The following is a 26,248-nucleotide window of genomic DNA, read 5'->3' as shown; positions in this document are numbered from 1 at the left end:
TATTAATTATTGGTATTATTAAATATTTGTTGCAAAATTTTTCTTGTTATTAAGTATGTTGGCTTTACGCCAGAGGTTCCTAATCCTCCAGAAGCTAAAGTACTTCCTGTTTCTAGTGGATTATCACTTGCGTAATACGCGTATCTTACTTTAACGTTTGGGTTTATACTGCCTCTAACTTTTGATGCTGCTTGTATTGCTTTTTGATAGTGTGCTCCTTCCATTTCAAGCCCAATAACATTCCATGTAGAATTGTAAAAGAACTTTAAAATGTCTTTATTTTGAAGTGATGTGCCAAGAACGGTTATCATACTTCCTTCAAATACCGTAACACCTTGATTATCTAAATCTTCTTTTGTAAGTTCGTTTTCAAATGGATAGTTATCTGCAGTACCTTCAAAAATATGTGCTGAAGGAATCATTATATCTCCTTTTCCTCCTTCTAAAATTCCGGCTTTACCCATTACTGATATAGACTCAATATTTAAATGTGTTTTATTACCTTTTTCTCCATAAGGTTTTAAAAGCTCGTCTATGGTCTCGTATGCTTGCTCTCCAAATGCATAATCCATTACAAATAGTACTGGTTTTTCAGCATCCTTACCAGCTTCTTTTATGTCTAAATCTGTTTGCTTTAAATCTAGTTGTGCTGTATCAAAAATTTGAACGTTTATGTTTGTGCCAGAACTATCTTTAATATAAATCATGCCTTGCTGTAAAGCTTTTTGAGTAACTTTATTGCGTAAGGCTTCATTTTCTGAACTGCTTAAGGCTTCGTAAACTTCAAATATATCTTTTTTGTTTTTTAATGCTTGTGGTGCATATAGCGTATTCATAACACTATGTAAGTTGGCACTTAAAATATGTATTGGTCTTGATAATAAGCCATGTTTATCAAGTGTTTCCTTTATTGTATTTGCCCAACGTTCACCATGAATATGATGCCCTAAGCGTTCACGTAACACTGGACTAAATGTTACTGTACGTTTGTTATTATTAACAACCTCATCTACAGCTAATTTACCTAACCAATATACTATTTCCAGTAATCTTTCAGGATGTTTTTTTGTTGCAAATATTGGGTAAACATCAGACAGTTCTTTAAAAGTTCTACCTAGAATGTTTGCAGTATGCGTTATGGCTATTTCTCTTTCTTGTTTTGTTAGTTTCTTTTTACTTACAACAGCGTTTTCTAATTTTATCCAATCTCTTGTTGTTGCTCCTTTTTCGTCTATAATAATACGTTTAGCAATTTTGTGAGATTCTATAAATAGGAATGTTAGGTGTGTTAAAATATCGTAAATTTCACTACGTCCACGTGTGATTTCAATATTCATTTGCTCCTCGTCAATACGGTAACAATTACGTCTTCTTTTTGGAGGAATTATTGGTTCGAAATGAGAGTCTGCATAACCTTCATCACTTGTTAGATTTATAAAACGACACTGCTCGATACCTATTGGTAATCTGTCTATAACGTATAAAAGTCCTTCTAGCTCTGCTTTTTCATCTGCAATAGAACCATAAATTTCTGGTCTGAGTACTAATAAAGCTTCTCTAAGTGTTTCGCCAGATATTCCCATAGGTTTATAAAAACCACGGTTAAATAAATGTCTCATGGTAATGTACATTCTCTCAATGGCGTTAGAACTCTCTTGGGCTCTAGTTCTTTCGTGTTTTTTTATCTTACTCATTTGCTCTCTTTAACGGTCAAAGATACTATTATTTAACAATAATTTGGTTTTTTAAAGCATCTGCTATTTTACGATCGTTTGCTAAACGTGGAATTTTATTTTGTCCTCCCAATTTTCCTATAGATTTCATATAGTTTTTAAAACCATTTTTAGGAACAATTGTAATTTTAAGTGGCTGTAATACTTTACCTTCTATTAAATCTAAATAGTAACTGTTTTGTTGCTGCATTGCTGCATCTATTTTTTGTGCTAAAGCCAATTTATTTTCTGGTACTTTCTCAAATTCTATAAACCATTCGTGGTATGGTAATCCAGATTCTGGACTTATTTGAGGTGCTACAGTAAACTCGTTTATACTAATGTTTTCGGTTTTAGTTGCCATTTTTAAAGCGTGTTCTACTTCTTTTGCTATTACATGTTCACCAAATGCAGATATAAAGTGTTTTATTCTTCCTGAAACAATAACACGGTACGGTTTTAGGCTTGTAAACATTATTGTATCTCCTAAGTTATACGCCCATAATCCAGCATTTGTAGAAATTATCATGACATAATTTTTGTCTAATTCTACTTCTTTTAGGGTTATACGTTTTGGGTTTTCTTTAAAGAAATCTTCGGCTAAAACAAATTCGTAAAACATACCAGAGTCTAACTGTAAAAGCATGCCTTTTTCGTTTTGTTTATCTTGAAATGCAAAAAAACCTTCACTTGCAGGATACAATTCTATACTATCTACTTTTCGGCCTATTAGACTTTCAAATTTAGCACGATATGGTTCGTAATTTACGCCTCCAAATATAAAAAGGTTAAAGTTTTTAAAAATGTCACCTACTTGTTTTCCTGTTTTTTGTTGTAATTTTTCAAAATACATTTGTACCCAAGATGGAATTCCAGATATTATAGTCATGTTTTCTGGTAAGGTTTCTTTAACTATAGCATCTACCTTAGTTTCCCAATCTTCAATACAATTTGTTTCCCATGATGGTAATCGGTTTTTTTGAAGGTATTTTGGTACAAAGTGTGCAACAATGCCGGAAAGCCTTCCTAATTGGACACCGTTTTCTTCTTTTAAAATTGGACTACCTTGTAAAAAAATCATTTTACCGTCTACAAACTTCGAATTTCCTGTTTCGTGTATATAAAGCAGTATTGCATTTCTAGCTGCTTTTATATGATTAGGCATGCTCTCTGCCGTTATTGGTATATATTTAGCGCCAGAGGTTGTACCAGAGGTTTTAGCGAAATATAACGGCTTGCCTGTCCATAAAATATTCTCTTCTCCAGCAACGACCTTTTCTACGTAAGGTTTTAGAGCTTCGTAATCTCTTATTGGAACACGCTTTACAAAATCATGATGGTTTTTTATATTTTTAAAATCGTGGTCTTTACCAAATTCTGTTTTTTCTGCTTGAGTTATTAAATTTTGAAACACCTTATTTTGTGTTTCTATAGGGTTATTAGCCCATTTAGAAACCGATCTATTTACAAAAGCTGCAAAAGGTTTTGCTAAAATTGATTTTATTGACATTTATTTTTTGAAATCTATAAAATTAGTTGGATTTACAGGATAGCCATCACTCCATAATTCGAAATGCAAATGAGGTCCTGTACTTAATTCTCCTGTATTACCTGCGGTAGCGATAACTTCTCCCGATTTTACTAATTCGCCTTGGCTTTTTGTTAGTGTTGCGTTATGTTTATATACAGAAATTAAACCATAACTGTGCTCTATTATTATAACAAAACCTGTTTGTGAAGTCCATTCTGAAAAAATAACAGTACCATCGGCCGTAGCTTTTACTGGTGTATCTTTTGCAACTACCACATCTACTGCGTAATGTTTTTCTTCTGCGTTATATGTTTCGCTTATTTCACCATTTACTGGAGGAAAAAGCACAAAATTTGTTCTTGATTTTGCTGTTTCGAATAAACTGTATTTATCTTCTTTATCTACTTTTGCTCTAAGTATAGAATCTGCTTCACTAGGAGATAAATCTACTTCACTAGGATCTAAACTTGCAGCCTCTATAATAGAATCTCTATTAAATTCTAACGTGTTAACTTCCCCTTTTAAAACTTGTTTTATAGAAGCGTAATATTGATCATTTAGTGTTATAACTTGTTGTAACGAATCGGTTTTAAAATTTAACTCGACAGCTTTCTTTTTTAATGCTGTAGAAGAATAGCCAGGAATGTATTCTTTTAGTGGCGTAAATGCAATAAACAATATTGTAAATACAATTAAAAAGAAGGTTGATAGAGATAGTAATACAAATACGTTTAAACGTGTTAGTTTAAATGCCAACTTCTCTTCAAAAGTATCTTCGTTTAAAATTACTAAACGGTACTTGTGTAGTAACTTTTTGGATATTTTTTTGGTTTTTTTTGTCTTCTTTGCCATTGAAACATTAATTAAAACAAATGTAAATAAAATTATAGCTTTAGCTGTTTTACAATATGCTAAAGTTAAGTTTTAAACGTTATTATTAAAGTTTAATTATTAACTTTGCAACCTAAATTGAATTATTATGATATCACTAAGCATATTTTTAGCGCCTGGCCCATGGCAAATAGGATTAATTGTTTTGGCTATTTTATTACTTTTTGGAGGTAAAAAGATTCCTGAATTAATGAAAGGTCTTGGTAGCGGCATAAAGGAATTTAAAGACGCTAGTAAAGAAGATGAAAATAAAGCTGAAGAAAAAAATTAAGTTTCTATATTAATAAAAAAAACCATCACAATTGTGATGGTTTTTTTGTTACTATATATTTTACTTAAAACTTAATTAATTTTAATAGACTTTATAATAGATTCTAATTCAAAAACTTGATCTCTTTTTGAAACTGAAGGTGCGTAAGCAAAACCTTCTGCTACAATGTATCTGTTGTTTATTTTATCTTCTATAAAATACGTTATAAAAGGTCCAGACATAAATGCTCCTGCAACATCCCAAATACCTTTTACTTCTATTGTTGGTTTATTATCTAAAATTGTTTCGTACAAGTGTGGCGCATAGGCTTTTTCTGTAGACATGAAGCTACCATCTGTTGGCCCACCAATATACTTTTTACCAATAGAATCTCTAATTTTTACTATTTGAGCAATTAAACTGTCTTCTTTTTTAATAGCGTTTAATGGTAATTCATACAAAAGTACATTTGTATAACCTGTAGGAATATCTTTTTTAATCCAATAAAATTTATCTTCTGGTTTAGCTATTGTGTTACTAATTTTATATGGCGAAGGAAATTCTATTTTTAAACCTAAATTTTCTTCAATTTCTGTTGCGTTATACAACGATTTTCTAGATTGGCGTTGCTTTTCTCTAATATCTTCGGCTTTAAATCCTGCAATAATTTTATCTGCATTATCATTGATTTGCGATTTAATTTCTGCAATATCCTTTCCGCTTACTACAATAACTTTTTGAGGTCTAGCATATACATCTCTTGTTATTTTAAAATCTGCTTCGCCTTGCTCTATTTTTAAAACGTTCCTATTTTCTTTTGCAAAGCCAGTAAAAACTTCTGGTGGTATTTGTCTTAAAGAAAATAATGGTTCTTGTTGAGGCAAGCCATCTATTGGCGCTGCTAAAATGTTTCTTAAAGTTTCTCCTGTCGTATTTGCCCAATATTCATTGTCTATTACAATAGCAATATTATTAATTGGTCCTGCAGACTCTGGTAAAATTCTAACTCCTTTTTTATTGTCGCATGATAATACAGACATTAAAACTAAGGCCAACATCAAAATTTTTCGCATAATATTTTTTGTTTTTTTGGAATTAACCTTTTGAAATTTTCAAGGTCATACCCGGTTTTAATTTAGTACCACTAATATCGTTCCATTCTTTAATATTTTCAACAGAAATTCCTGGAAATTTTTGAGAAATACTCCATAATGAGTCTCCACTCTTTACTTTGTAAGTTTTTCCTGTATAATTTGAAAGGTTTGAGGTGTTTGCTTTTATTGCTTTATTTGTTACTGCCGAAGGATTTCTTGGAAATATTGTTAGCCTTTGTCCTATTTTTAAATTATTACTTCTTAAACCATTCCATCTTTTAATTTGGCTTACCCTTACTCCAAACTTTCTTGCTATTTTACCCAAATAATCTCCTTGTTTAACACGATACCTTGTTTTAGTGTCTGATTGTATTAGTTGTGGTAATGGTTTTTCTCTTTTATCGAATTCAGCTTTTGCAAAAGCATACATTTGAGCTTCATTATTAACAAAAGCACCAACAATAGTTCTAGGAAGTCTTAAGGTATAGTTTTTTCCTTTTATATATGGAATGATATCTAATTTATATGATGGGTTTAAAAACTGAAGCGTTTCAATATTTACACCTGTAAACTCTGATACTTGATCTAGAGTAATCATTTGCTTTACCCTAATAGTATCTGTCTCGACATAATTAAACTTTGGTTTATGCTGTATAAAACCGTGTTCTTTTGCGTATTCAAAAATATACATTGTTGCTAAAAATGCAGGAACATAACCTGCTGTTTCACGTGGTAAATTAGAACGGATATTCCAATAATTTTTATAACCGCCAGAACGTCTTATTGCTTTACTTACATTACCTGGGCCAGAGTTATATGCTGCTAATGCTAAATCCCAATCTCCAAAAATCTCATATAATTTTGCTAAGTATTTTGCAGCAGATTCTGTAGATTTTATTGGGTCGCTACGCTCGTCTACATAACTACTAACATCTAAACCATATTGCTTCCCGGTTGCAAACATAAATTGCCACAATCCTGTTGCACCAACTCTAGATTTTGCTCTTGGTTTTAGTGCAGATTCTACTATTGAGAGGTATTTCATCTCTAAAGGAATGTTGTAATTATCTAGTTCACGCTCAAACATTGGAAAATAATATTTACTCAAACCCATTAATCGCTCCATTGATTGATGCCTAGTTTTTAGCCAACGTTTTATTATATTTTCTAATTGCGGATTATATTCTACATTAAATGGTGTTCTTGCATTTAACCTCTCTAATCTTGCTTTTAAAGTATCTGTTGTAAGTTCTGGGTAATAAACAGCTTCATATTTAAGGTTTGTTACTTCTCGATAAATAGTATCGAATAAAGAAGTACTATACAGTTCTTCCATCCATTTTTTATCAATCTCTAATGCTAATTCGTGATCTTGCAACTCTTTTGTTAAGTCTACAGGTTCAACAGGTTCTATAGATTGCTTAAATAATACTTTGCCATCTATAATGGTATCTATTACATATTTTTCTCCTGCTACTAATTGAGATTCTGACAATCTTTTTTTATTTAATTGTATAGAATCCTGAGCATTACTCACATTTAAGAAAGAGAATAATACAAATAATATTGAATATTGATAATAAATTTTCATTTAAAAAAATTTGTGTTTAAAACTAACGTTTAATACTACTGTATGGTATTTAAACACGATTTATTATTCTAGTATTGCAGCAATTCCTGGTAGCGTTTTTCCTTCTAAACTTTCTAGCATTGCGCCACCACCAGTACTTACATAACTTACTTTTTTCTCGAAACCAAACTGTTTTACTGCTGCTACAGAGTCTCCTCCACCAACTAAAGAAAATGCTCCTTTTTTTGTAGCTTCGGCTATAGAATTACCTAGAGCTATTGTTGCGTTTGCAAAGTTTTCCATTTCAAAAACACCTAATGGTCCATTCCATAAAATGGTTTTACATTGCATTACAACATCATGAAATTGCTTTCTAGATTCTGGTCCTGCATCTAATCCCATCCAACCATCTGGAATGTTTTTAATATCACAAATTTTTGTATTTGCATCATTACTAAAATCGTCTGCTATTACAGAGTCTGTAGGTAAGTGAATGGTTACATTTTTAGCTTCAGCTTGTTTTAAAATGCTTAATGCTAGCTCCATTTTATCGTCTTCCACAAGCGAGTTTCCTATACTTCCACCTTGTGCTTTAATAAACGTAAAAGCCATTCCTCCTCCAACTATTAAGTGATCTACGGCGTCTAAAATGTTTTCTATAATAGTAATTTTAGAAGATACTTTTGCGCCTCCTAAAATTGCTAACACAGGCTTTTCTCCTGTTTTTAAAACTTTATCTATACTTTTAATTTCTTGTGCTAATAAGCTACCAAAGCATTTGTTTTCTGGAAAAAAATCTGCAACTACTGTTGTTGATGCGTGCGCTCTATGTGCTGTACCAAAAGCATCATTTACATAAATATCGCCAAGCTTTGAAAGTGCTTGAGCAAAATCTTTTTCACCTTTTGTTTCTTCTTCGTTAAATCTTAAGTTTTCTAATATTAAAATTTCTCCTGGTTTTAAATTATTAGCTGCTTGCTCTGCTGCTTCTCCTGTTGCTGTAGATACAAATTTTGTTTCTACTCCAATTATATCTTCTACTTTATTTACTATATGCTTTAAAGAAAACTCTTCCTGTACTCCTTTTGGTCTTCCTAAGTGAGACATTAAAATACAACTTCCACCATCTTCTAAAACTTTTATAATAGTTGGTTTTGCTGCAGAAATTCTTGTTGCATCTGTAACATTAAAATTACTATCTAATGGCACATTAAAATCTACTCTAATTAGTGCTTTTTTATTTTTAAAATTGAAGTTTTCAATTGTTTTCATAATCTTTTACTATTAATCTAGGTTAACTTTTAATATCCAAGTATCTCTAAAACGATATTCTTGAACCATTTCTTGTTGTTTTATAAAGGCTTTTTTAGAATCTTCTGTTTTCAAAACCGCTACATATTCCCAATTATTTTTAGGGTTTGTAAACGTAAAAGGTGTATACCCTTTTTTAATTAGATATCGTTCCCATTTTCTAGCTCTGTTTTTTCCAGAAAACACATTTGATATTACATAATATCCAGATGGAACATCTGTAATTATTGTTGATGGTTTTGATATTGTATATTTATATGCGCGTGAACCAAACCCTAATTTTCCTGGTGGTTTCCATACGTATTTTGGTTTTGTTTTTTTTACTTCTTCAACAGTAGTCCTAATAGTCTCTGGCTCTATTTTAGAAACATTACTTACAGGCTGCTGGTCTTCTACTATATCTTTAAAAAAATCCTGGCTTATTTCGGTTTGAAAAGCTGCAAAATAAAGATAAAACCTGTCTGATTTTGTTTTTAATCTTAGAGTTGTTTCACTAGTATTATTATCTATAATTTCGTTATTATAGTTTGGTATTTCTAGCTCTGCAATATCAAAACCTAAGGTATTTCTACTTGCTGGAATTCTATCGGAATTTATGATACTGTTTGATGTTATACTACTATTAAAAAAGTTTTGCTGATACCTGGCACCATTACTTAATGATTGAAATTTCCCGTTTTTTGTGACTATAGCGCACTCATCCTGCAATAATGTTATATCACCCTCTAAAGCAGATACTGTTAGGGATGTTTTTACATCGCCTTGGTCTATAGATTTAAAATTTTTAAAGTTTATATCTACAGGTAAATTATTTACTAAACCAAATCCATTATAGGTTGAAATGTATTTAGGATTATCTGTTGGTGATTGGTAAATTATATAAAGCATCCATCCTGCTGCACTACCGCCAGAAATATAACCTCTTGAGGCTTTTACATTTGCAACAGTATAATACCCATTTTGCTCTGGAGCATTTTTTAAAATATTTGTAACATCTGCATAACAAACGTATGGAGAGTTTATAGCATGTGTTGGGTTTGTTGCGCCATCGTAAATAATTTCTCCACTAATAGTTTGGTACTCGCCATTTGGCGTTTTAAGTTTTATGGTATCTATAGCTGTTTCTTGTCTAAAATCGCCTTTATACTCGTAACTATCTTTTACTTTACGGCGCTTTCCTTCTTCTAAGCTATAGGTTGCAGACCAATATAAACCTGCATAAGTTATTTTTTTTAGGTTATCTGGAAGCTTTAATTTTGCGGCACTCGAACTAAAGGTTGATTTATCATCGTCAATATCGATATATTTCATTTTTATATCGTCATTAACACTATTTAAATCGTTATAATCGCGAGATTTATGTTCGCTTAAAATTGTATTACCAATTGCTTTAGAATCGCCATAAATATAATATTCGTTTACAGATTTAAAATTTGCTCCATCGTAAGATAAACTATCTTTTATAGCTAATTTTTCTTGAGAGGAAACACTGCTTAATGCTAATAAGCAAAAACAAAATTGAAAAAACTGTTTCATTAAATTAATTGGTTAGTAAAAAAATAAAAATAGCGACTTTATTTAAAGAATCAAAGATATACAAATTGAGTGATACCCTTTAAATATAACATCTATAAAATACGAATTAAAATAAGGCTTTTATAACTTAAAAGTTAAACAATATATTTTTTCTCTCTTGTTACATTTAAACTATAACTGCTATAAACTATATTTGCTTTATGCTTTTTAGTGATATAATAGGACAACAACATATAAAAAACCATCTTACAAAGAGTGCAGATTATGGTCGCATTCCTCATGCACAACTTTTTGTAGGACCAGAAGGTAGCGGTACATTACCCATGGCTATTGCTTACGCTCAATATATTTTATGTAGTAATAGTGATGCAGAAAACAATAATGGTAATGAAGCTTGTAACTTAAAATTTAAAAACTTTTCTCATCCCGATTTACATTTTGCTTTTCCTGTAACTACAAACGATAAGGTTAAAAGACATCCTGTTTCTAATCATTTTTTAGAAGAATGGCGTGAACTATTAAATAAACAGCCTTATGGTAATTTGTTTGACTGGTATAAATTACTTGGTGTTGATAACAAGCAAGGACAAATAGGTGTAGATGAAGCTCATGATATAGTAAAATCTCTTACTTTAAAATCTTACGAAGGTGGTTATAAGGTAATGCTTATTTGGATGGCAGAGAAAATGAATACTCAAGCTGCAAATAAACTTCTTAAATTAATTGAAGAACCACCAAATAAAACCGTTTTTATTTTAGTTACCGAAGATGAAGAAAGTATTATTAATACCATAAGGTCGCGTTGCCAAATATTACATTTTCCTCCTTTAGCCGAAGTTGATATAAAAAATGCACTTATAAAAAACTTTAATTTAAATGAAGCTGTAGCTACTAAATTAGCACATCAAGCTAATGGAAACTACAATAAAGCCTGCGATTTAATATATCAAGATAGTGAAGATTTACAGTTTGAAACTTGGTTTATACTTTGGGTACGATCAGCTTTTAAAGCAAAAGGTAACAAAGCTGCTATTCACGATTTAATTAAATGGAGTGAAGAAATTGCGAAAACTGGTAGAGAAACCCAAAAACAATTTCTAAACTTTTGCTTAGACTTTTTTAGACAAGCTTTATTATTAAATTATAATGCCGAATCTTTAGTATATATGGATATTAAAACCGAAAAATTTAAATTAGAAAATTTCGCTCCTTTTGTACATAACAACAATATTTTAGATATTTCTAACGAGCTACAGGACGCAATTTACCATATTGAACGAAACGGAAACTCTAAAATTATTTTAACCGACTTATCTATTAAGTTAACAAGATTACTTCACAAAAAATCTTTATAATGCCAGATTTAAAATCCTGGTTTGTAATTATAAACCCTAAAGCTGGAAATGGTAAAGCCTTAAAAAAATGGCCAGATATACAAAGGCTTTTAAAAAAAGAAGGTTTTGATTTTGAGTATAGTTTTAGCGAGTTAAATAGGCATAATAATACAGTTATTGTAAACGCAATTAAAAAAGGATTTTCTAAGTTTATTTCTATTGGTGGTGATGGCACATTACATTATGTTGTTAATGGTTTAATGAGTCAAAATATTACAAAACCAGCTTCTATATCTATTGGTATAATACCAATTGGTACTGGCAATGATTGGGTTAAAAACTACGCTATCTCTACAAACATTAATCAAGCAATACAAACTATTAAAAAAGGACATACTAAAATTCAAGATGTTGGTAAAATTAGTTTTTTAAGCTCTAATAAAACGCCTGTCTATTTTGTGAATATTGCAGGAATTGGCTTTGATGCGTTTGTTGCAAAAAACACACAAAATTTAAAACGGTTTGGTACTTTATCGTATTTAATTTCGGCTTTATTGGGTATGTTTCGCTTTAAAAACTTTAAACTAAAATTAGTTACACCAGAAAAAACTATAAATACAAAATCACTTATGACATTGGTTGGCATATGTAAGTTTTCGGGTAATAATATGCGGCTTACAAACACACCAAACCCTAACGATGGTTTATTTGATATTTCAATAATTGGCGATGTTAGTAAATGGGAAATTATTAAGCATATATTTAAACTTTATAATGGCAAGTTACACACTGTTAAAAAGGTTAATGTTTTTAAAAGCAATAGTGTTGTAATTGAACCCAAAACCTCTATAAACCTTAACATACAAGCAGATGGAGAGGTTTTTAAAGCTGAAAAAATTTCAGTTTTAATTATTAAAAATGCTTTTACCTTTTACTGCTAAGACTTATAGTTTTTTAATAATTTTAGCATCAATATTTATATTTAGTATCCATACATTTTCTAAAAAAGGACTTTTAATAAATGCTTTTCTAAGCATAAATACATCATAAAAATTTTCAGAATTAAAAAGATATAAATAGTATTTACTATTTGGTACATCTTTAAACATTTTAGAATTAACACCTTTGCTTTTTAATTCATTTTGATATGCAATAGACTCATCTAAGTCTGTACTCAAAGACGCTATAATATAATAGCCTTTTTCTAAACCTTGTATATAAGTAGGGTCTTGATTTAAAACACGTTTAAAAGACTGTGTTTCATACACATAGTCTTCTGGAGTTAATACTTTTTTGTAGTTTTCTCTATTTAAAACTAACGCATTTTCTGGTCTATTTTCTTGCAGTACTATACCTTCTGGTTTATAAATATTATCATTTACTGGTGTTTGATTAATACCATCTTTTTTTTGTAACCATAAAGGCAGTGGTTTTTCTTCTCTATTTGGTTTATAAGTGTTATCGGTATTTGTAACTTTTAATTGCGCTTCTTTTTTAGGCGTAAAAACTTCGGGTTTACTTACTTTGGTTTTTATTTTTTTAGTGTTTGTTACTGCTTGAATGCTTTTTGCAGGAGTAAAAGCAATTTCTTCTTTATTTGAAGTTTTTATAGGTTCTTTTTCAGGTTTTTTGTCCTTAACAGGTTTAGATTTAGTAACAAATTTACTTTCATCTTCTAAAATTTCTATTGTTTTATTTTCATTGTAATTAGTTTTACTAATCTCGGTTTGAAAAGCTGTAAAAAACAAATAAAATCTATCAGACTCTGTATTAAAAGCCATTTCAATTTCGGTTGTATTATTATCAACTATTGGTTGTGAATCTTTAGATATGTTTTTAGAAATAATATCAAAACCTAAGGTATTTTCACTGTTAGGTGTTCTTTTGGCAAATAACTCATCATCTATAGTAATTTTACTATTAAAAAAATTGTTTCTAGGTCTATTATTTGTGCTTAATAAAGACACTCTTTTGCTTTGTTGATTAACAAGTATACATTCGTCTTCATTTAAGGCTATATCGCCTTCTAAAGCAGCGAAAGTGACAGATGTACTTACATCTCCTTTCTCTAAAGCTTTAAAATTTGAAAATTTAAGTTTTACTGGCTCTCCACTTACATGTGCAAAGCCATTATACGTAGTAATATATTTTGGGTTTTTTGTTGGAGCTTCGTAAATAACATATAATAACCAACCAGCAGCACTACCTCCAGAAACAAAGCCTTTAGTTGCGTTAATATTTGCAACAGTATAACTACCATTAACCGTTTTAGTAGATTGTAGTAGTTTTGTAACATCTGCCATACAAACGTATGGTGAATTAAGTGTAAATGCGGTTTCGTTAGCGCCATCAAAAATAACATTACCTGTAATGCTCTTATAAGAGTCATTAGGTAATTTAAATTTAATTTTACTTATAGGTTTTCGGTCTTTAACGCGTTTTCCTTGAAATAAAAACTGCCCATTAGACTCTTGTCTATAACCTTGCTCATAACTATAAGTTGCAGACCAGTATAAGGCTGCATACTTAATTTTAGAGTGGTTTTCTGGAAGATTTAAATAAGCTGCACTGGAGCTAAAAGTAGACTCGTCGTTATCTATATCAACATATTTCATGTCAATATCATCGTTAACAAAAGATAAATCGTTAAACGGTTCTATAGCATTTTTGCTAAGAATGTTGTTACCAATCACAACAGCATCACCATAGATATAAAACTCGTTTTGAGTTTTAAAAGGAATAGCTTCTTGAGCTTTTATTTTTCCAACAATGGCAATAGCTATGAAAAGTACCAAAAGTTGGTTTTTCATAATAAAATAGAATAATTAATAGCGGTAAATTATTTCGACTATAAATATAGGAATTTATTTCAATTGCATTGATAAGTAATTGATTAGATAAATAAAAAAAGACGCTAAGAAAATGCTTAGCGTCTTTTTAAAAATGTTTTAAAAGTTATTATTTTTTATAAGTATCGTTTAATCCATCAATAATATTTTGAGAAATATCTGATCCTTCATCTCCATATAATACAGTTCCTACAGACTCATTAGTACCAAAAATATAGTTATAACCGTTGTTTTTAGCATAATCTTTAACATACAATTTCATTTTTGAAATTACAGAATCAATTTCTGTTTGATAAGCAGTTTGCATTTGCGTTTGTTCGTTTTGCATTTGCTGTTGAAATTGTTGTGCTTTAGCTTGCAAAGGCAACATCATCTCTTGCTGCTTTTGTTGAGAAGCTCTTGCATATTTAGTTTGCAATGCTTGAAATTCTGTTCTATAAACATTTCCAATACTATCTGCTCTTTTTTTGAAAGATTCATCTAAAAGTGTGTATTTAGATTCTATATCTTTTTTCTCTTGAATTTCATTAATAACTTTTCCGTTATCAACATATCCAATTTTTTGTTGCTCACAAGCAGATAAAAATATTATTGCTACAAATACTAAAACTAATTTTTTCATTTTTTAAATTTTGATTTAGCGCAAATGTAGAAAAAAGAAATATGTAGCATTTATATTTTTTATGGTAAAAAACATAGTATATAGAAAATTTATAGAAACTATAGAATAAATAGATGACTTTTATAAAAAACAGCTTCAAATAAGCTGTTTTAAGACACTTTTACAAAATCCTTAGGTATATTTACATAACAGCTAATAAAAACACAAAAGAATAATCTAAAATAGATTTTACATGTTTTTTATTACATAAATTAGAGAAGAATACTCTCCAGAGCGTATAGCTTTAAAATTTGAAAGCAATCCTGTATAAAAAGATTTAATAGGATTCATTTTTGATGTTTTATATTTTTCTGAAAGTAAGCTTACATAAAATGCATCAAATAGCATTGGTTTTATTTTTACAACTTTCATTTTTTCTCTAGCAAAAAGTGTAGTTATAGATTTTTTTGAAAAATGCCATAAATGTCTAGGAACATCAAAAGCAGCCCAAAACGATTTATAGTGTTTTGCATCAAAGCTATTATAATTAGGTACAGCAATAATTAAAGTACCATTTTCTTTTAATAGTTTTTTTAATTGAGATATTTTTTCTTGTAAATCTGGTATATGTTCTAATACATGCCAAAGTGTAATAACATCAAAACTTTTTTCTGGTAAAGTATTAAAATCTTGACTAGGTAAAACAGCATTATTAGTTTGAGTATTGGCTAGAATTCTTGCTTTTTCATCTGGTTCTATTCCTGTAATATTCCAACCTTGATTTTGTGCTTCATTTAAAAAAGCACCTGTACCACAACCAAAATCTAAAATATTTTTGCTCTCAGTATTAAATGAGTTTATAAGTTTTACTTTTTTCTTTAAGGAATATACTCTTACTTGATGGTATACTTTTTCAAACAAATTTCGTTTAGCATTTGTGTGAGAAATATAATCTTCGCTTTTATAATATTCAGGTAGTTTGTTTAAAGACGGTTTAGGTAAGGTTTCTAAATAATCGAATTCATTATTGTGTATTAAAGTAAATGTTTCTCCAGAAACAGAATAATCTTTTACTTTAAAGTTTATTTTTTTTGAATTTTGCACAAGTTAAAATTGAATTGATTTTACGCTTTAATATATTTAAAAACTGAAACACGTTCCACGTGGAACACTTAAATTTATCTTCCCATAAAAACTAAAAGCACAGAAATATCTGCAGGTGATACACCACTAATTCTTGATGCTTGGGAAATAGTAACTGGTTGAATTTTATTTAATTTTTCTCTTGCTTCTAAACTCATAGATTTTAACTGTGAGTAATTAAAATTAGCTGGAATTTTAATATTCTCAAGTCGGTTTAATTTATCAGCATTATTTTTTTCTTTAGAAATATAACCAGCGTATTTAACTTGAATTTCTGCTTGTTCTAAAACTTCTCTGTCAAGATTATTTTCTTGAATATATGTTTCAACTTTTTCAAATTTACGCATATCATCCATATCAATATTTGGTCTTGCAAATAATTTAAACATCTTACCTTGCTGTTTAACTGATGCAGAATTTTTAGATTCTAAAACCACATTAGCATCATTAGCCGTTACACTAGTGTCTTTAAAAAACTGTACAAATTGATTTGAAGCATTAAGCTTCTCCTCCATTCTTTTTAAACGTTTTTCACTAGCTAAACCTAAATCGTAACCTCTTGGTGTTAATCTAATATCTGCATTATCTTGTCTTAAAAGTGTTCTATATTCTGCACGAGAAGTAAACATTCTATAAGGTTCTTCTGTACCTTTGGTAATTAAATCGTCTATAAGAACACCAATATAAGCTTCATTACGTTGTAATATAAATGAATCTTTTTCTTGCACTTTTAAAGCAGCATTTATACCAGCCATTAATCCTTGAGAAGCTGCTTCTTCATAACCAGTTGTACCATTAATTTGACCTGCGAAATATAAGCCATCAACTAACTTAGTTTCTAGAGTATGTTTTAATTGTGTTGGCGGAAAATAATCGTACTCAATCGCATAACCAGGTCTAAAGAATTTTACATTCTCAAAACCTGCTACAGATCGTAATGCATTAAATTGAACATCTTCTGGCAATGAAGTTGAAAATCCATTTATATACATTTCTACAGTATTCCAACCTTCTGGTTCTACAAATAATTGATGTCTATCTTTATCTGCAAAACGGTTAATTTTATCTTCTATCGAAGGACAATATCTTGGTCCTAAACTTTTAATTCTACCATTAAACATTGGTGAGCGATCGAAACCTTCACGTAATAAATCGTGAACTTTTTCGCTTGTATAAGTCATAAAACAAGAACGCTGATTTTCTAATGGTTTTGTTGTATCTAAATAAGAAAACTTTTCTGGATTTAAATCTCCAGGTTGTTCAATCATTTTAGAATAATCTAGAGAACGACCATCTACTCTTGGTGGTGTTCCTGTTTTCATTCTACCAGATTCAAATCCTAATTCTATAAGTTGTTCTGTAATTCCTGTAGCTGCTCTTTCTCCTGCTCTACCTCCACCAAAATTTTTATCTCCAATATGTATTAAACCATTTAAAAAAGTACCATTAGTTAATACTACAGATTTAGCTTTTACTGTGATTCCTAAAGAAGTTTTTACACCTACAACTTTACCATTTTCAACCACCAAGCCAGATACCATTTCCTGATAAAAATCAAGATTTTGAGTTTGCTCTAAAAGCAACCTCCAATCTTCTGCAAAACGCATACGGTCACTTTGTACTCTTGGTGACCACATTGCAGGACCTTTAGATTTGTTAAGCATTTTAAATTGTATAGCAGAAGTATCACTTACAATACCAGAGTACCCACCAAGCGCATCAATCTCGCGAACTATTTGTCCTTTAGCAATTCCGCCCATAGCAGGATTACAAGACATTTGCGCAATGTTTTGTAAATTCATTGTTATAAGCAAGGTTTTAGAACCCATATTTGCAGCAGCAGCAGCAGCTTCACTTCCTGCATGTCCTGCTCCAACCACTATAACATCGTATACTTCGTTAAACATAATTTTAAATACTTTATATTAAATTTAATCTATAATATAGTTAATAGATTAAATGATTTTTATTAATTATTTTACATGTTCCACGTGAAACATTTAAAAACATTTCACATAAAAAACAAATTTATTCAATATTAAACATACTGTTCCACGTGGAACAAATTGCTTTTAAAAAATTCAGTTTGCAAATATACAACGAATTAGTTAATTCTATTTAAGCAGATTAAGGTAGAAGTTTTCTTTCTCTCGCATTAGTTTTGCTTCACTATCAGATTTATCTTTATAACCACAATAGTGTAAAATACCATGAACAAGTACACGCTGTAATTCTGTTTCAAAAGAAACATTAAAATCTTTCGCGTTATCCTCTACTCTTTCCGTTGAAATAAATATATCTCCTTGTAAGTTTTTTCCTACTGAATAATCAAAGCTAATAATGTCTGTTAAAGTGTCGTGATTTAAAAATTCTACATTTAATTTATGAAGATATTCATCATCACAAAAAACATAATTTATTTCTTCTTCAATACAGTTTTCTTGTAAAATTACAGAAGAAATCCACGTGCTAATTTTTGCTTCATTAGGAAGCTTAAAGTTATTTTCGTAATTAAAACTAATCATTATTTTGCTTAAAATAGTCTTGTACTTTTTGTTTGTAAACTGGTTGCAAAGGTAATGCTTGCTTATTCAATATTTCGGTTGTATTAAAATATTCTTTTGCTGTTGGTATTTGGTTACTTGTAGTATTGGTAAATTCTTTTTTATTAGTTTGAGATTTACGCTTATTATCTTGCCCTTGTTGTAATGTTGCTTTTTCTAGCTTTAATAATTGATGTTGAATATTCATCATTTTATTTAAAGTTTCATTTGTAAACCCTTTATTTATTAAATTATCTTCTACATCTTCCATTTGTTTTACAAGTTGCTTTGCTTGTGCACTTTCTCCTTTTCCGCTAATTTTATCTTGTAATAATTTATCTTCTAAAGCTTGACGTAATTTCTGTTGTTGTTGGTAAATTTTAAATAATTCTCCATTTACATCTTCACTAAATCCATTTAAGCCTTCGTTTTTCCCGTTTTTTCCATTTCCGTTTCCATCACCATTTTCTCCATCTTTTCCATTTTTACCTTCTTTACTACCTTTTCCAGAATTACCATTATTACCATTGGCTCCACTATCACCATTTTCTCCACCTTTTCCGCCTTTATCTCCTTTACTTCCATTTTTTCCTTCTTTTCCGTTTTCTCCTTGCTCACCAGGTTTTTTTCCTTGCCCAGGTTTTTCTCCAGCCTTTTCTCCTGGTTTATTACCTTCTCCACTTTGTGGCTCACCATCTTTTCCTTTTTGCGTTCCTTTTTTCATCATTTCATTAAGTTCTTGTTGACTCATGATTATATCTGGAAGTGGCATTCCGCCTTCTCCAGAACCAGATCCTGGAGATGGCATAGCCATAGCATTTTGTAAATTATCTAAGGTATCGCTTAACATATTAGCTAAATTATTTGCAGAGGTAACTGTATATTGTTGTGCGGCTGTACCTTGATATAAATTATTTTCGGCTAATTGTGCTAATGCTTTATCTATACTAAAATAAACATTGGAGATTTCTTTATTTACGTCTTCAGATATTTTTGGTTGACGTAAGGATAATGCAAATAAACTATCGTCTACATGTTCAAAATGTGTACGTAAGTTTTTTTGTTTTTTTAAATAAGTAGCATACTCGTTGTGGTTAACTTCTATACTTTCAAATTTGTTCATTATTGCTTCTTCATCAAAAGAAAATAAAACTAAATTATCTAGAATTTGACGCAACATTTCTATGTCTTCTTGCATAGCATCTTGACCAGATTGTTGCATTTGTGATTGCATTTGCATGCTCATTTGTTTCATTTTTTGAGCTGCAGCTTTTTGCTTTTTTTGTGCTTTACTATTTTGTGATTGTTTCTCTTCTTGAGATTGACTTTCTTCTTTTTTCTTTAATTCATCAGATGCTTTTTCTTGATCCTCTTTTACATTTTCTTCTTTATTTTCGTTTCTAGGAAGTTTTAAAGGTTGCTTTAATTGTTTGTTTTCTTTTTCAATTGCTTCTAAATCTTTTAAAATTTCTTCGAAGTCTTTATTTAAAGCATCTTGTTTTTCTTTAGTGTTTTCTTGTGGTTTTTTATTTGCTAAGCTGTCTTGTTTTTTAGCAAGCTTGTCTAACTCATTACCAATTTTTTCCATTTTTTTAAAAATGTAATATCTTTTGGTAAGCTCTAACATTTGTTCTAAGCTTCTTTTTTGACTTTTTGCTTGCTTGGCTAATTTGTCTATTTTCTCTGAAAATTCTTCTTTACTCATTTTCTCTCGTAACTTTTCAAGTTCTTCGAGTAATTTTTCATCTTTTTTAAGTTGTTCTTCGTTTTGTTTTAATCGCTTTTTTAAATCTTCTTTAAATTGATCTTTCTCTTTGTTTTCTTTTTGAAAATCTTCTAAATTATCTTGAAGTTTTTTATTAAACTTTTGCATCATTTTTTCTTGCTGCTGTTGACGTTTAATAAAACTTTCAAATTTCTTTTTATCGTTAAAATTTAATTGAGATTTTTCTTTTTGGGTTTTAGATAGTTCTTCTAATTCTTTTTGTTGCTCATCAAACTTATCTAATGATTTGTTTAAATCTTGAATGGTTTCGTTTTGCTCTTGTAATTGTTTTTGCTCTTCTTCATTTTGTGTTCTTTTTCTATAAGTAAACACATTACTTTTTGTGCTTTTATTTTTTGCTACAGCATCGTTATCTATTACTTCAAAATACAAATCGTAGCTTATACCTTCGGTTATTTCTAACGCATTAGGGAATGCAGTAATAAACTCGGTATAATTACTTCCAGAAATTGGTATATTTTTAATCTTTTTATTGCTTTCTTTTCCGCTAGGATAATATACTAATTGTAATTTTTTTAAACCATAATCATCTGTAGCTTGACCAAAAAAGTATAGTGTTTGTAAGTCGAGAGAGTCTACTTTACTCTGGATTTTTAATTCTGGATATTGATCTCTAACTACCTGAATATTAAAAGCTAAATTCTCGTAATCTTGCAATTTAGTGTTGCTGGTACTTATGTTATAATCTAATGTATTATATACACGTTTTGTTGTATAAAAACTATCATTATTTTGTTTTGTAAAAATGGTAGTGTCTTTAGCGTATAGCTTTACTTCTTCTGTTGCTTTGGTTTTTAATTTCCATGTAATATTTGTACCAACTGGCACAACTGCATTACCTGTACTTTTTAAAGTTTCGTCTTTCTTTTTTGTATAAGAAGGATAGTCTAAAACCATATTAAAACTCAATAATGATGGTACTTGAGCTACATTTAAAGTATAGGGTTTAGAGTTTACGTTATTTGCTAGTAAATTAAACGTTATATTGTTTTTTGGTTGTTCGAAAACATACTCAAAAGCTCCTGGACCACGTTGTTGTAAAAAGTATGTTTCGTTATTATAAGTAATTTGCGCATTTTCTGGAGTCATGTCTCCAGCGGTTTTTACAATTAATCTAAAACTTTTATTTTCTACTGCCTGAAGATTATCGTTTAAAACAAAAAATTGAAATGGTGCTGGCGGTTCGTAAGCTGTTTTATAATTTACAACGCGCTCGTAGCTATCACTAAACCAGTTTAATTTTCCAGAAATAGCTACTAAAGCAATTATGGCTATTGGTATAGCTGCATATTTTAAATATTTAATATTCTTTTTAAAATTTATAGCAAGTTTAAAAGGTATTGGTGTAAGCTCTTGCGATTTTTGGTTTATACTGGCTAGAAGTAATTCGGAATTAGACTGTGACGCATTCAACTGTAAAACATTAAGTAATTTATCACTTACTTCTGGAAAATGATTACCAATTAAAGTTGAAGCTTTTTCATAATTAATGCCTTGTTGTAATTTAAATAATTTAGCTAATGGTAGCACTATAAATTTAACAAACAAACCAAATTCTACAGCAATAAATAACCAAAATAAAATGGTTCTAGCTGTAGAGTTTAACCATAAAAAATGTTCTATTAAAAGTGTTATTAAAAAGTATAATAAACCAATACTAAAAAATAAAATAGCACCTTTAATAAGCTCGTTAGTATAATATTTTCTAATAAACTGTTCGAGTTTAGATTGTATGGTTTTAAAATTATTCAAAGTTTAAAATGGTATAAATTGTTACTTATCGTTTATAACTCACTAAAATACAGTTTTATTTTATTTATAGTTAACTGCAAAATGTTAATAATGATTAATAGCTAAGGTGTTTAATTTCAAGCTATTCTTATTAAAACAAATGTTTGATTGTTAATTAAATTTATATATTAGCTTATTATTTTCTACAAAAGTATTTTTATGATTGACATTGCTGAAAAAATAACAGCTATAATTAACCATTTTAATCTTAATAATTATGCTTTTTCAAAACGCATAGGTGTTACAGGAACTACTATAGATAGTATTGTTAACGGCAGACCGCAAAATGATGGTTCACGTAAAAAAACAAAACCTGGGTACGATGTGCTTAAAGCAATTATAGACGAGTTTGACATAAATCCAGATTATTTATTTGGTAAAAGTCATACTATGCTAAAAAGTGAAACACCAAAAATTCAAACATATACTGGAGTACCACAAGTTATAGCGGTTAATAATAACGACCAAGAAAATGTAATATATGTTCCTGTAAAAGCAAGAGCCGGATATCTTGACGGCTATGGCGATACAGAGTATATAGAAAAATTACCTTCGTTCTACATGCCACAACTTACAAACGGGACTTTTAGATGTTTTGAAGTTCAAGGTAACTCTATGTTACGTACTTTTTATGATGGTGATTTGGTTTTTGGTAAATACGTAGAAAACCTAAACGATATTAAAGATGGTCACGTTTATGTTATAGTTAGTAAAAATGATGGTATAGTTTTAAAACGCATATTAAAACAAATAAAACAGGATAATAAACTGGTTTTAAAAAGTGATAATAAAGACGGAAATTACCCAGATTATAATATAAATACAGAAGAAATAATGGAGGTTTGGTACGTAACTATGTATGCCTCTAAACAAATGCAAGAACCAGTAGATATTCACAATCGGTTAGAAGATTTAGAAAACCAATTACACGAATTAAAAACTTCGGTTACTAATAAAGCTAATAAAAATTAATGAAGCTTACTTATAATAAAACCGAAAAACTAAAAAGTAAAAAAGAGATTGAAGCGCTTTTCCTTAAAGGAAAAAGTGTTTCGGCATGGCCTTTGCGATTGGTCTATTTAAAAAACGAAAAAACTAATAAAGTAGGTGTATCTGTAAGTAAAAGAAATTTTAAACTTGCAGTAGATAGAATAAGAATTAAACGCTTATTACGTGAAGCTTACAGGCTAAACAAAACGTTTTTAAAAGACAACAACATAGAAGGTTTTTCGTTTATGATATTATATAATAATAAAGAAATGCCAGATTTTAACCTTATTAACTCTAAAGTTAAAACGCTTTTTACTAAATTTAATGACCAAAATTCTAAAGTAAAAGAATGATGAAGACCATTTTAAAACGCAAAATATTAATACCAATATTTGCTATTGCTATACTATTTACAGGAACAGCTTTTAAAACAGCAAACAATAACTTTTTTGAAATTGCTAAGCAAATAGAAATATTTACTACGCTTTTTAAAGAGTTAAATATGAATTATGTAGATGAAACTAATCCAGCAGATTTAATGGATAATGCCATTAAAAATATGCTAAATGAGTTAGATCCTTATACACAATTTTATAATGAGCAAGATGTTGAGGCAGAACGTATAAAACGTACTGGAGATTATACTGGTATTGGAGCCAGTATAAAAACACTTAAAGATAGATTACTAGTTATAGAACCTTACAAAGGTTATCCTGCAGATAAAGCAGGATTAAAAGCTGGAGACGAAATTATAAATGTAGATGGACAAAACGTAGCAGATTATAAAGATGATGCCGGAAACCTTTTAAAAGGCACACCAAACTCATCAACTAAAGTCACTTATATTAGACAAGGCAAAAAAAGTAGCACAACAATAAAAAGAAGTGAAATTGAAATAGATGCCGTACCACACTTCTCTATGGTAAACGAAACTACAGGTTATATTGTTTTAAAAAAATTTAACGAAAAAGCCTCACAACAAACTGGTTATGCTTTAAAAGACTTAAAAGCACAAGGCGCAAAAAGTATAATTTTAGACTTACGTAGTAATCCTGGTGGTTTATTAAGTGAAGCCGTAAATGTTGTTAACTTATTTGTACCAAAAGGTCAATTAGTAGTAACTACAAAATCTAAAGTAAAAAAATACAACCGTACATATTACACAAAAAGAGATCCAATAGATACAGAAATTCCAGTTGTTGTGCTAATAAATGGTCGTAGTGCATCGGCCAGTGAAATTGTATCTGGAACTTTACAAGATTTAGATCGAGGTGTAATTGTAGGAGCAAGAAGTTTTGGTAAAGGCTTAGTACAACGCCCAAAAAAACTAACATATGGTACACAATTAAAAGTAACAATATCTAGATACTATACACCTTCTGGACGCTGTATACAAGCATTAGATTACTGGAATAAAGACGAAAAAGGAAATGCTGTACGAGTAAAACAAAAAGATTATAATGCTTTTAAAACCAGAAATGGTAGAAAAGTATTTGATGGTGGTGGCGTTGTACCAGACGAAGCTTTAGATTATTCTAAAAATTCTGCCATTACAACTGCAATTTTAAACAACCAAAGCGTGTTTGATTATGCAACAAAATACTATTACATGCATCCAAATATTGAAGATATAAACAAGTGGAAATTAACCGATGCCGATTTTATAAACTTTAAAAATTATTTAAAGAAAACAGGTTTTTCTTTTGAAACCGAAACCGAAAAATCTTTCGCTAAAGCTGCAGAAATTGCTAAAACCGAAAATTTAGATGAAGATATAAAAAGAGATTACAATGCTTTAATTGAAAATTTAAATAATTCAAAATTAAAAGCAATAGACGAAAATAAATCGCAATTAATGAGTCTCTTAAGCGACGAGATTATTAAACGTTATGTGTATAGAGAAGGTTTATATGACTATTATAAAATACACAATGCCGAAATTAAAAAAGCTACCGAAATACTTAACAATACTTCAAGATATAGAAAATACCTAAACTAAAGATGAAATCATTTTTTCTAATATTTTTCCTCTTTTCTGTAAGTCTTTTTGCCCAAAAAACATTTACTCACGACGTATATTTTGATACCGATGAGTACAACGTACCATTAACCGAAGAAAATAGATTACTACTATTTATTTCAAGTCTAGACTCTATAAATATTAATAAAGTTTCAATTTATGGCTTTACAGACGATCGTGGTACAAACGAATATAATTTAGAGCTATCTCAAAACAGAGCAAATACTATAAAAGAGTTATTTTCTGGATATGGTGTAGATCCTAATTTAATAACCAATGTAAACGGCAAAGGCGAAATACTTTTAAAAGTTTTAAATGAAGAAGAAGTACACCAAATTCGTGGCTTAAACCGTAAAGTCGAAATTATAGTAAACGAGCAATTAGCAACTAAAAAAACTACTAAAAAAGACAAAGAAGCTATAGTTGCAAAAGAAGACGATGATAAAGAAAAAACAACCGAAGACATAAAATCTGGTAGCATAAAAAAAGGAGATAAAATTCGTTTAGATAAAATTTATTTTAAAACCAGTTACAGTTACGTAACATCAGATTCTAAAAAAACACTTGAAAAATTAGCAAAAATACTAGTAGAAAAAGATAATTTATATTTCACTATTCAAGGTCATGTATGCTGTACACAAAACAGTAGAGATGCTGTAGATAAAAAAACGAAAAAACGAAACTTATCTGTATCTAGAGCAAAATATATTTACGATTATCTTGCCAGAAAAGGCGTAGATAAAAGACGAATGAAATATGTTGGAATGCGTAGAAAATTTCCACTTGGTGGTGACCCAAAATACGATAGACGTGTAGAAATTTTAGTAACCTATGTAGGTAAAGAAAATTAAACTGTTCTAAGCATACCAATATGTGGTATACCATCTTCTAAATACGCTTCTCCTACTTCAAAAAATTGTAAATTATTATAAAAACGCTTTAAATAACACTGTGCAGATATTTTAATTTCTGTAGTGTTATAATTAGTTTCAATAGCATTTATAGAAGCATTCATTATATCATAACCATATTTAAATTGCCTTTCGTTTTTAGCAACTACTACCCTACCAATACTAGCAAAATTAAAATAATCGCCAGGCTTAAAAATACGAGTGTAAGCCACTACTCTATTTTGTTTATAACCTATTACATGTAAAGCGTTTTGATCTTTACCATCTATATCTTGATATACACAATCTTGTTCTACAACAAAAACTTCACTACGTAGTTGTAATAATTGGTACAATTCTTCTATGTTTAGTTCACTAAATTTTTTTACCTGTATTTTTAACATAC

21 protein-coding genes are annotated in these 26,248 nt (G+C 29.7%); 7 read left to right on the top strand and 14 right to left on the bottom strand.

Annotation, left to right across the window (positions count from 1 at the left end; genetic code table 11):
• Positions 1 to 2: 2 nt before the first annotated feature.
• Genes LACAL_RS05160 through LACAL_RS05150 form a run of 3 tightly spaced genes read right to left on the bottom strand, consistent with a single transcriptional unit; the run spans position 3 to position 4,095 of the window.
• Positions 3 to 1,694 carry a hypothetical protein gene (locus LACAL_RS05160; protein ID WP_013869651.1) on the bottom strand — a complete coding sequence of 564 codons (1,692 nt, stop codon included), beginning with the start codon at positions 1,692 to 1,694 and terminating at the stop codon, positions 3 to 5.
• A gap of 28 nt (positions 1,695 to 1,722) precedes the next feature.
• The gene (locus LACAL_RS05155) at positions 1,723 to 3,222 is read right to left on the bottom strand and encodes a GH3 auxin-responsive promoter family protein (protein ID WP_013869650.1); all 1,500 of its coding nucleotides are present in this window, start codon (positions 3,220 to 3,222) and stop codon (positions 1,723 to 1,725) included.
• On the bottom strand, positions 3,223 to 4,095 hold the full coding sequence (locus tag LACAL_RS05150; RefSeq protein WP_013869649.1) for a M23 family metallopeptidase: 873 nt from the start codon (positions 4,093 to 4,095) through the stop codon (positions 3,223 to 3,225).
• 127 nt (positions 4,096 to 4,222) lie between these two features.
• Here LACAL_RS05150 and LACAL_RS05145 point away from each other — a divergent pair, with 127 nt between their 5' ends.
• The gene (locus LACAL_RS05145; protein ID WP_013869648.1) at positions 4,223 to 4,405 is read left to right on the top strand and encodes a twin-arginine translocase TatA/TatE family subunit; all 183 of its coding nucleotides are present in this window, start codon (positions 4,223 to 4,225) and stop codon (positions 4,403 to 4,405) included.
• Between the two features lie 71 nt (positions 4,406 to 4,476).
• On the opposite strand, the gene LACAL_RS05140 is transcribed toward LACAL_RS05145, so the two are convergent.
• The 4 genes from LACAL_RS05140 to LACAL_RS05125 all read right to left on the bottom strand — a co-directional run bounded on the left by LACAL_RS05140 (position 4,477) and on the right by LACAL_RS05125 (position 9,895).
• The gene (locus LACAL_RS05140) at positions 4,477 to 5,457 is read right to left on the bottom strand and encodes a DUF4837 family protein (protein WP_013869647.1); all 981 of its coding nucleotides are present in this window, start codon (positions 5,455 to 5,457) and stop codon (positions 4,477 to 4,479) included.
• Positions 5,458 to 5,479: 22 nt separating this feature from the next.
• On the bottom strand, positions 5,480 to 7,069 hold the full coding sequence (locus LACAL_RS05135; RefSeq protein ID WP_013869646.1) for a lytic transglycosylase domain-containing protein: 1,590 nt from the start codon (positions 7,067 to 7,069) through the stop codon (positions 5,480 to 5,482).
• A gap of 63 nt (positions 7,070 to 7,132) precedes the next feature.
• The gene (pgk, locus tag LACAL_RS05130; protein WP_013869645.1) at positions 7,133 to 8,320 is read right to left on the bottom strand and encodes a phosphoglycerate kinase; all 1,188 of its coding nucleotides are present in this window, start codon (positions 8,318 to 8,320) and stop codon (positions 7,133 to 7,135) included.
• A 12-nt stretch (positions 8,321 to 8,332) separates the two neighbouring features.
• Entirely contained in the window at positions 8,333 to 9,895 is a 1,563-nt protein-coding gene (locus LACAL_RS05125) for a hypothetical protein (protein WP_013869644.1), read from the bottom strand.
• A gap of 200 nt (positions 9,896 to 10,095) precedes the next feature.
• Between LACAL_RS05125 and LACAL_RS05120 the strand changes: the two genes are divergently transcribed.
• Positions 10,096 to 11,250: a DNA polymerase III subunit delta' gene (locus LACAL_RS05120; RefSeq protein WP_013869643.1), complete on the top strand. Its 1,155-nt coding sequence runs from the start codon at positions 10,096 to 10,098 to the stop codon at positions 11,248 to 11,250.
• A complete protein-coding gene (locus LACAL_RS05115; RefSeq protein WP_013869642.1) occupies positions 11,250 to 12,170 on the top strand; it encodes a diacylglycerol kinase family protein in 921 nt (306 codons plus the stop codon). Before LACAL_RS05120 ends, LACAL_RS05115 begins: the two co-directional genes overlap by 1 nt.
• A 3-nt stretch (positions 12,171 to 12,173) precedes the next feature.
• Here LACAL_RS05115 and LACAL_RS14980 read toward each other — a convergent pair whose 3' ends face one another.
• The 6 genes from LACAL_RS14980 to LACAL_RS05085 form a co-directional block, all read right to left on the bottom strand.
• On the bottom strand, positions 12,174 to 14,039 hold the full coding sequence (locus LACAL_RS14980; protein WP_013869641.1) for a hypothetical protein: 1,866 nt from the start codon (positions 14,037 to 14,039) through the stop codon (positions 12,174 to 12,176).
• A 148-nt stretch (positions 14,040 to 14,187) separates the two neighbouring features.
• Positions 14,188 to 14,700 carry an OmpH family outer membrane protein gene (locus LACAL_RS05105; RefSeq protein ID WP_013869640.1) on the bottom strand — a complete coding sequence of 171 codons (513 nt, stop codon included), beginning with the start codon at positions 14,698 to 14,700 and terminating at the stop codon, positions 14,188 to 14,190.
• A gap of 228 nt (positions 14,701 to 14,928) precedes the next feature.
• Positions 14,929 to 15,783 (bottom strand): class I SAM-dependent methyltransferase, encoded by an 855-nt coding sequence (locus tag LACAL_RS05100; protein ID WP_013869639.1) that lies wholly within the window; start codon positions 15,781 to 15,783, stop codon positions 14,929 to 14,931.
• Positions 15,784 to 15,857: 74 nt separating this feature from the next.
• Positions 15,858 to 17,729, bottom strand: a complete 1,872-nt coding sequence (gene mnmG / locus LACAL_RS05095) for a tRNA uridine-5-carboxymethylaminomethyl(34) synthesis enzyme MnmG (protein ID WP_013869638.1) — start codon at positions 17,727 to 17,729, stop codon at positions 15,858 to 15,860.
• Between the two features lie 207 nt (positions 17,730 to 17,936).
• Positions 17,937 to 18,347 carry an rRNA maturation RNase YbeY gene (gene ybeY, locus LACAL_RS05090; RefSeq protein WP_013869637.1) on the bottom strand — a complete coding sequence of 137 codons (411 nt, stop codon included), beginning with the start codon at positions 18,345 to 18,347 and terminating at the stop codon, positions 17,937 to 17,939.
• Positions 18,340 to 21,903, bottom strand: coding sequence for a DUF4175 family protein (locus tag LACAL_RS05085; protein WP_013869636.1), 3,564 nt, complete (start codon positions 21,901 to 21,903; stop codon positions 18,340 to 18,342). Before LACAL_RS05085 ends, ybeY begins: the two co-directional genes overlap by 8 nt.
• 198 nt (positions 21,904 to 22,101) lie before the next feature.
• Between LACAL_RS05085 and LACAL_RS05080 the strand changes: the two genes are divergently transcribed.
• The 4 genes from LACAL_RS05080 to LACAL_RS05065 are packed head-to-tail and all read left to right on the top strand — an operon-like array spanning position 22,102 to position 25,803.
• Positions 22,102 to 22,914, top strand: coding sequence for a LexA family transcriptional regulator (locus LACAL_RS05080; protein WP_013869635.1), 813 nt, complete (start codon positions 22,102 to 22,104; stop codon positions 22,912 to 22,914).
• Positions 22,914 to 23,285, top strand: coding sequence for a ribonuclease P protein component (gene rnpA, locus LACAL_RS05075; RefSeq protein ID WP_013869634.1), 372 nt, complete (start codon positions 22,914 to 22,916; stop codon positions 23,283 to 23,285). Before LACAL_RS05080 ends, rnpA begins: the two co-directional genes overlap by 1 nt.
• Positions 23,285 to 24,931 carry a S41 family peptidase gene (locus LACAL_RS05070; RefSeq protein WP_013869633.1) on the top strand — a complete coding sequence of 549 codons (1,647 nt, stop codon included), beginning with the start codon at positions 23,285 to 23,287 and terminating at the stop codon, positions 24,929 to 24,931. Before rnpA ends, LACAL_RS05070 begins: the two co-directional genes overlap by 1 nt.
• A 2-nt stretch (positions 24,932 to 24,933) precedes the next feature.
• Positions 24,934 to 25,803: an OmpA family protein gene (locus LACAL_RS05065; protein WP_013869632.1), complete on the top strand. Its 870-nt coding sequence runs from the start codon at positions 24,934 to 24,936 to the stop codon at positions 25,801 to 25,803.
• On the opposite strand, the gene LACAL_RS05060 is transcribed toward LACAL_RS05065, so the two are convergent.
• Complete coding sequence (locus LACAL_RS05060) at positions 25,800 to 26,246, bottom strand: GNAT family N-acetyltransferase (protein WP_013869631.1); 447 nt, start codon at positions 26,244 to 26,246, stop codon at positions 25,800 to 25,802. The genes LACAL_RS05065 and LACAL_RS05060 overlap by 4 nt on opposite strands.
• Positions 26,247 to 26,248 lie beyond the last annotated feature (2 nt).

The organism is Lacinutrix sp. 5H-3-7-4, assembly GCF_000211855.2.
Taxonomy (GTDB): Bacteria; Bacteroidota; Bacteroidia; order Flavobacteriales; family Flavobacteriaceae; genus Lacinutrix.
Note: the sequence above shows the minus strand (reverse complement) of the source record. Positions and strands in the feature narration are given on the sequence as shown.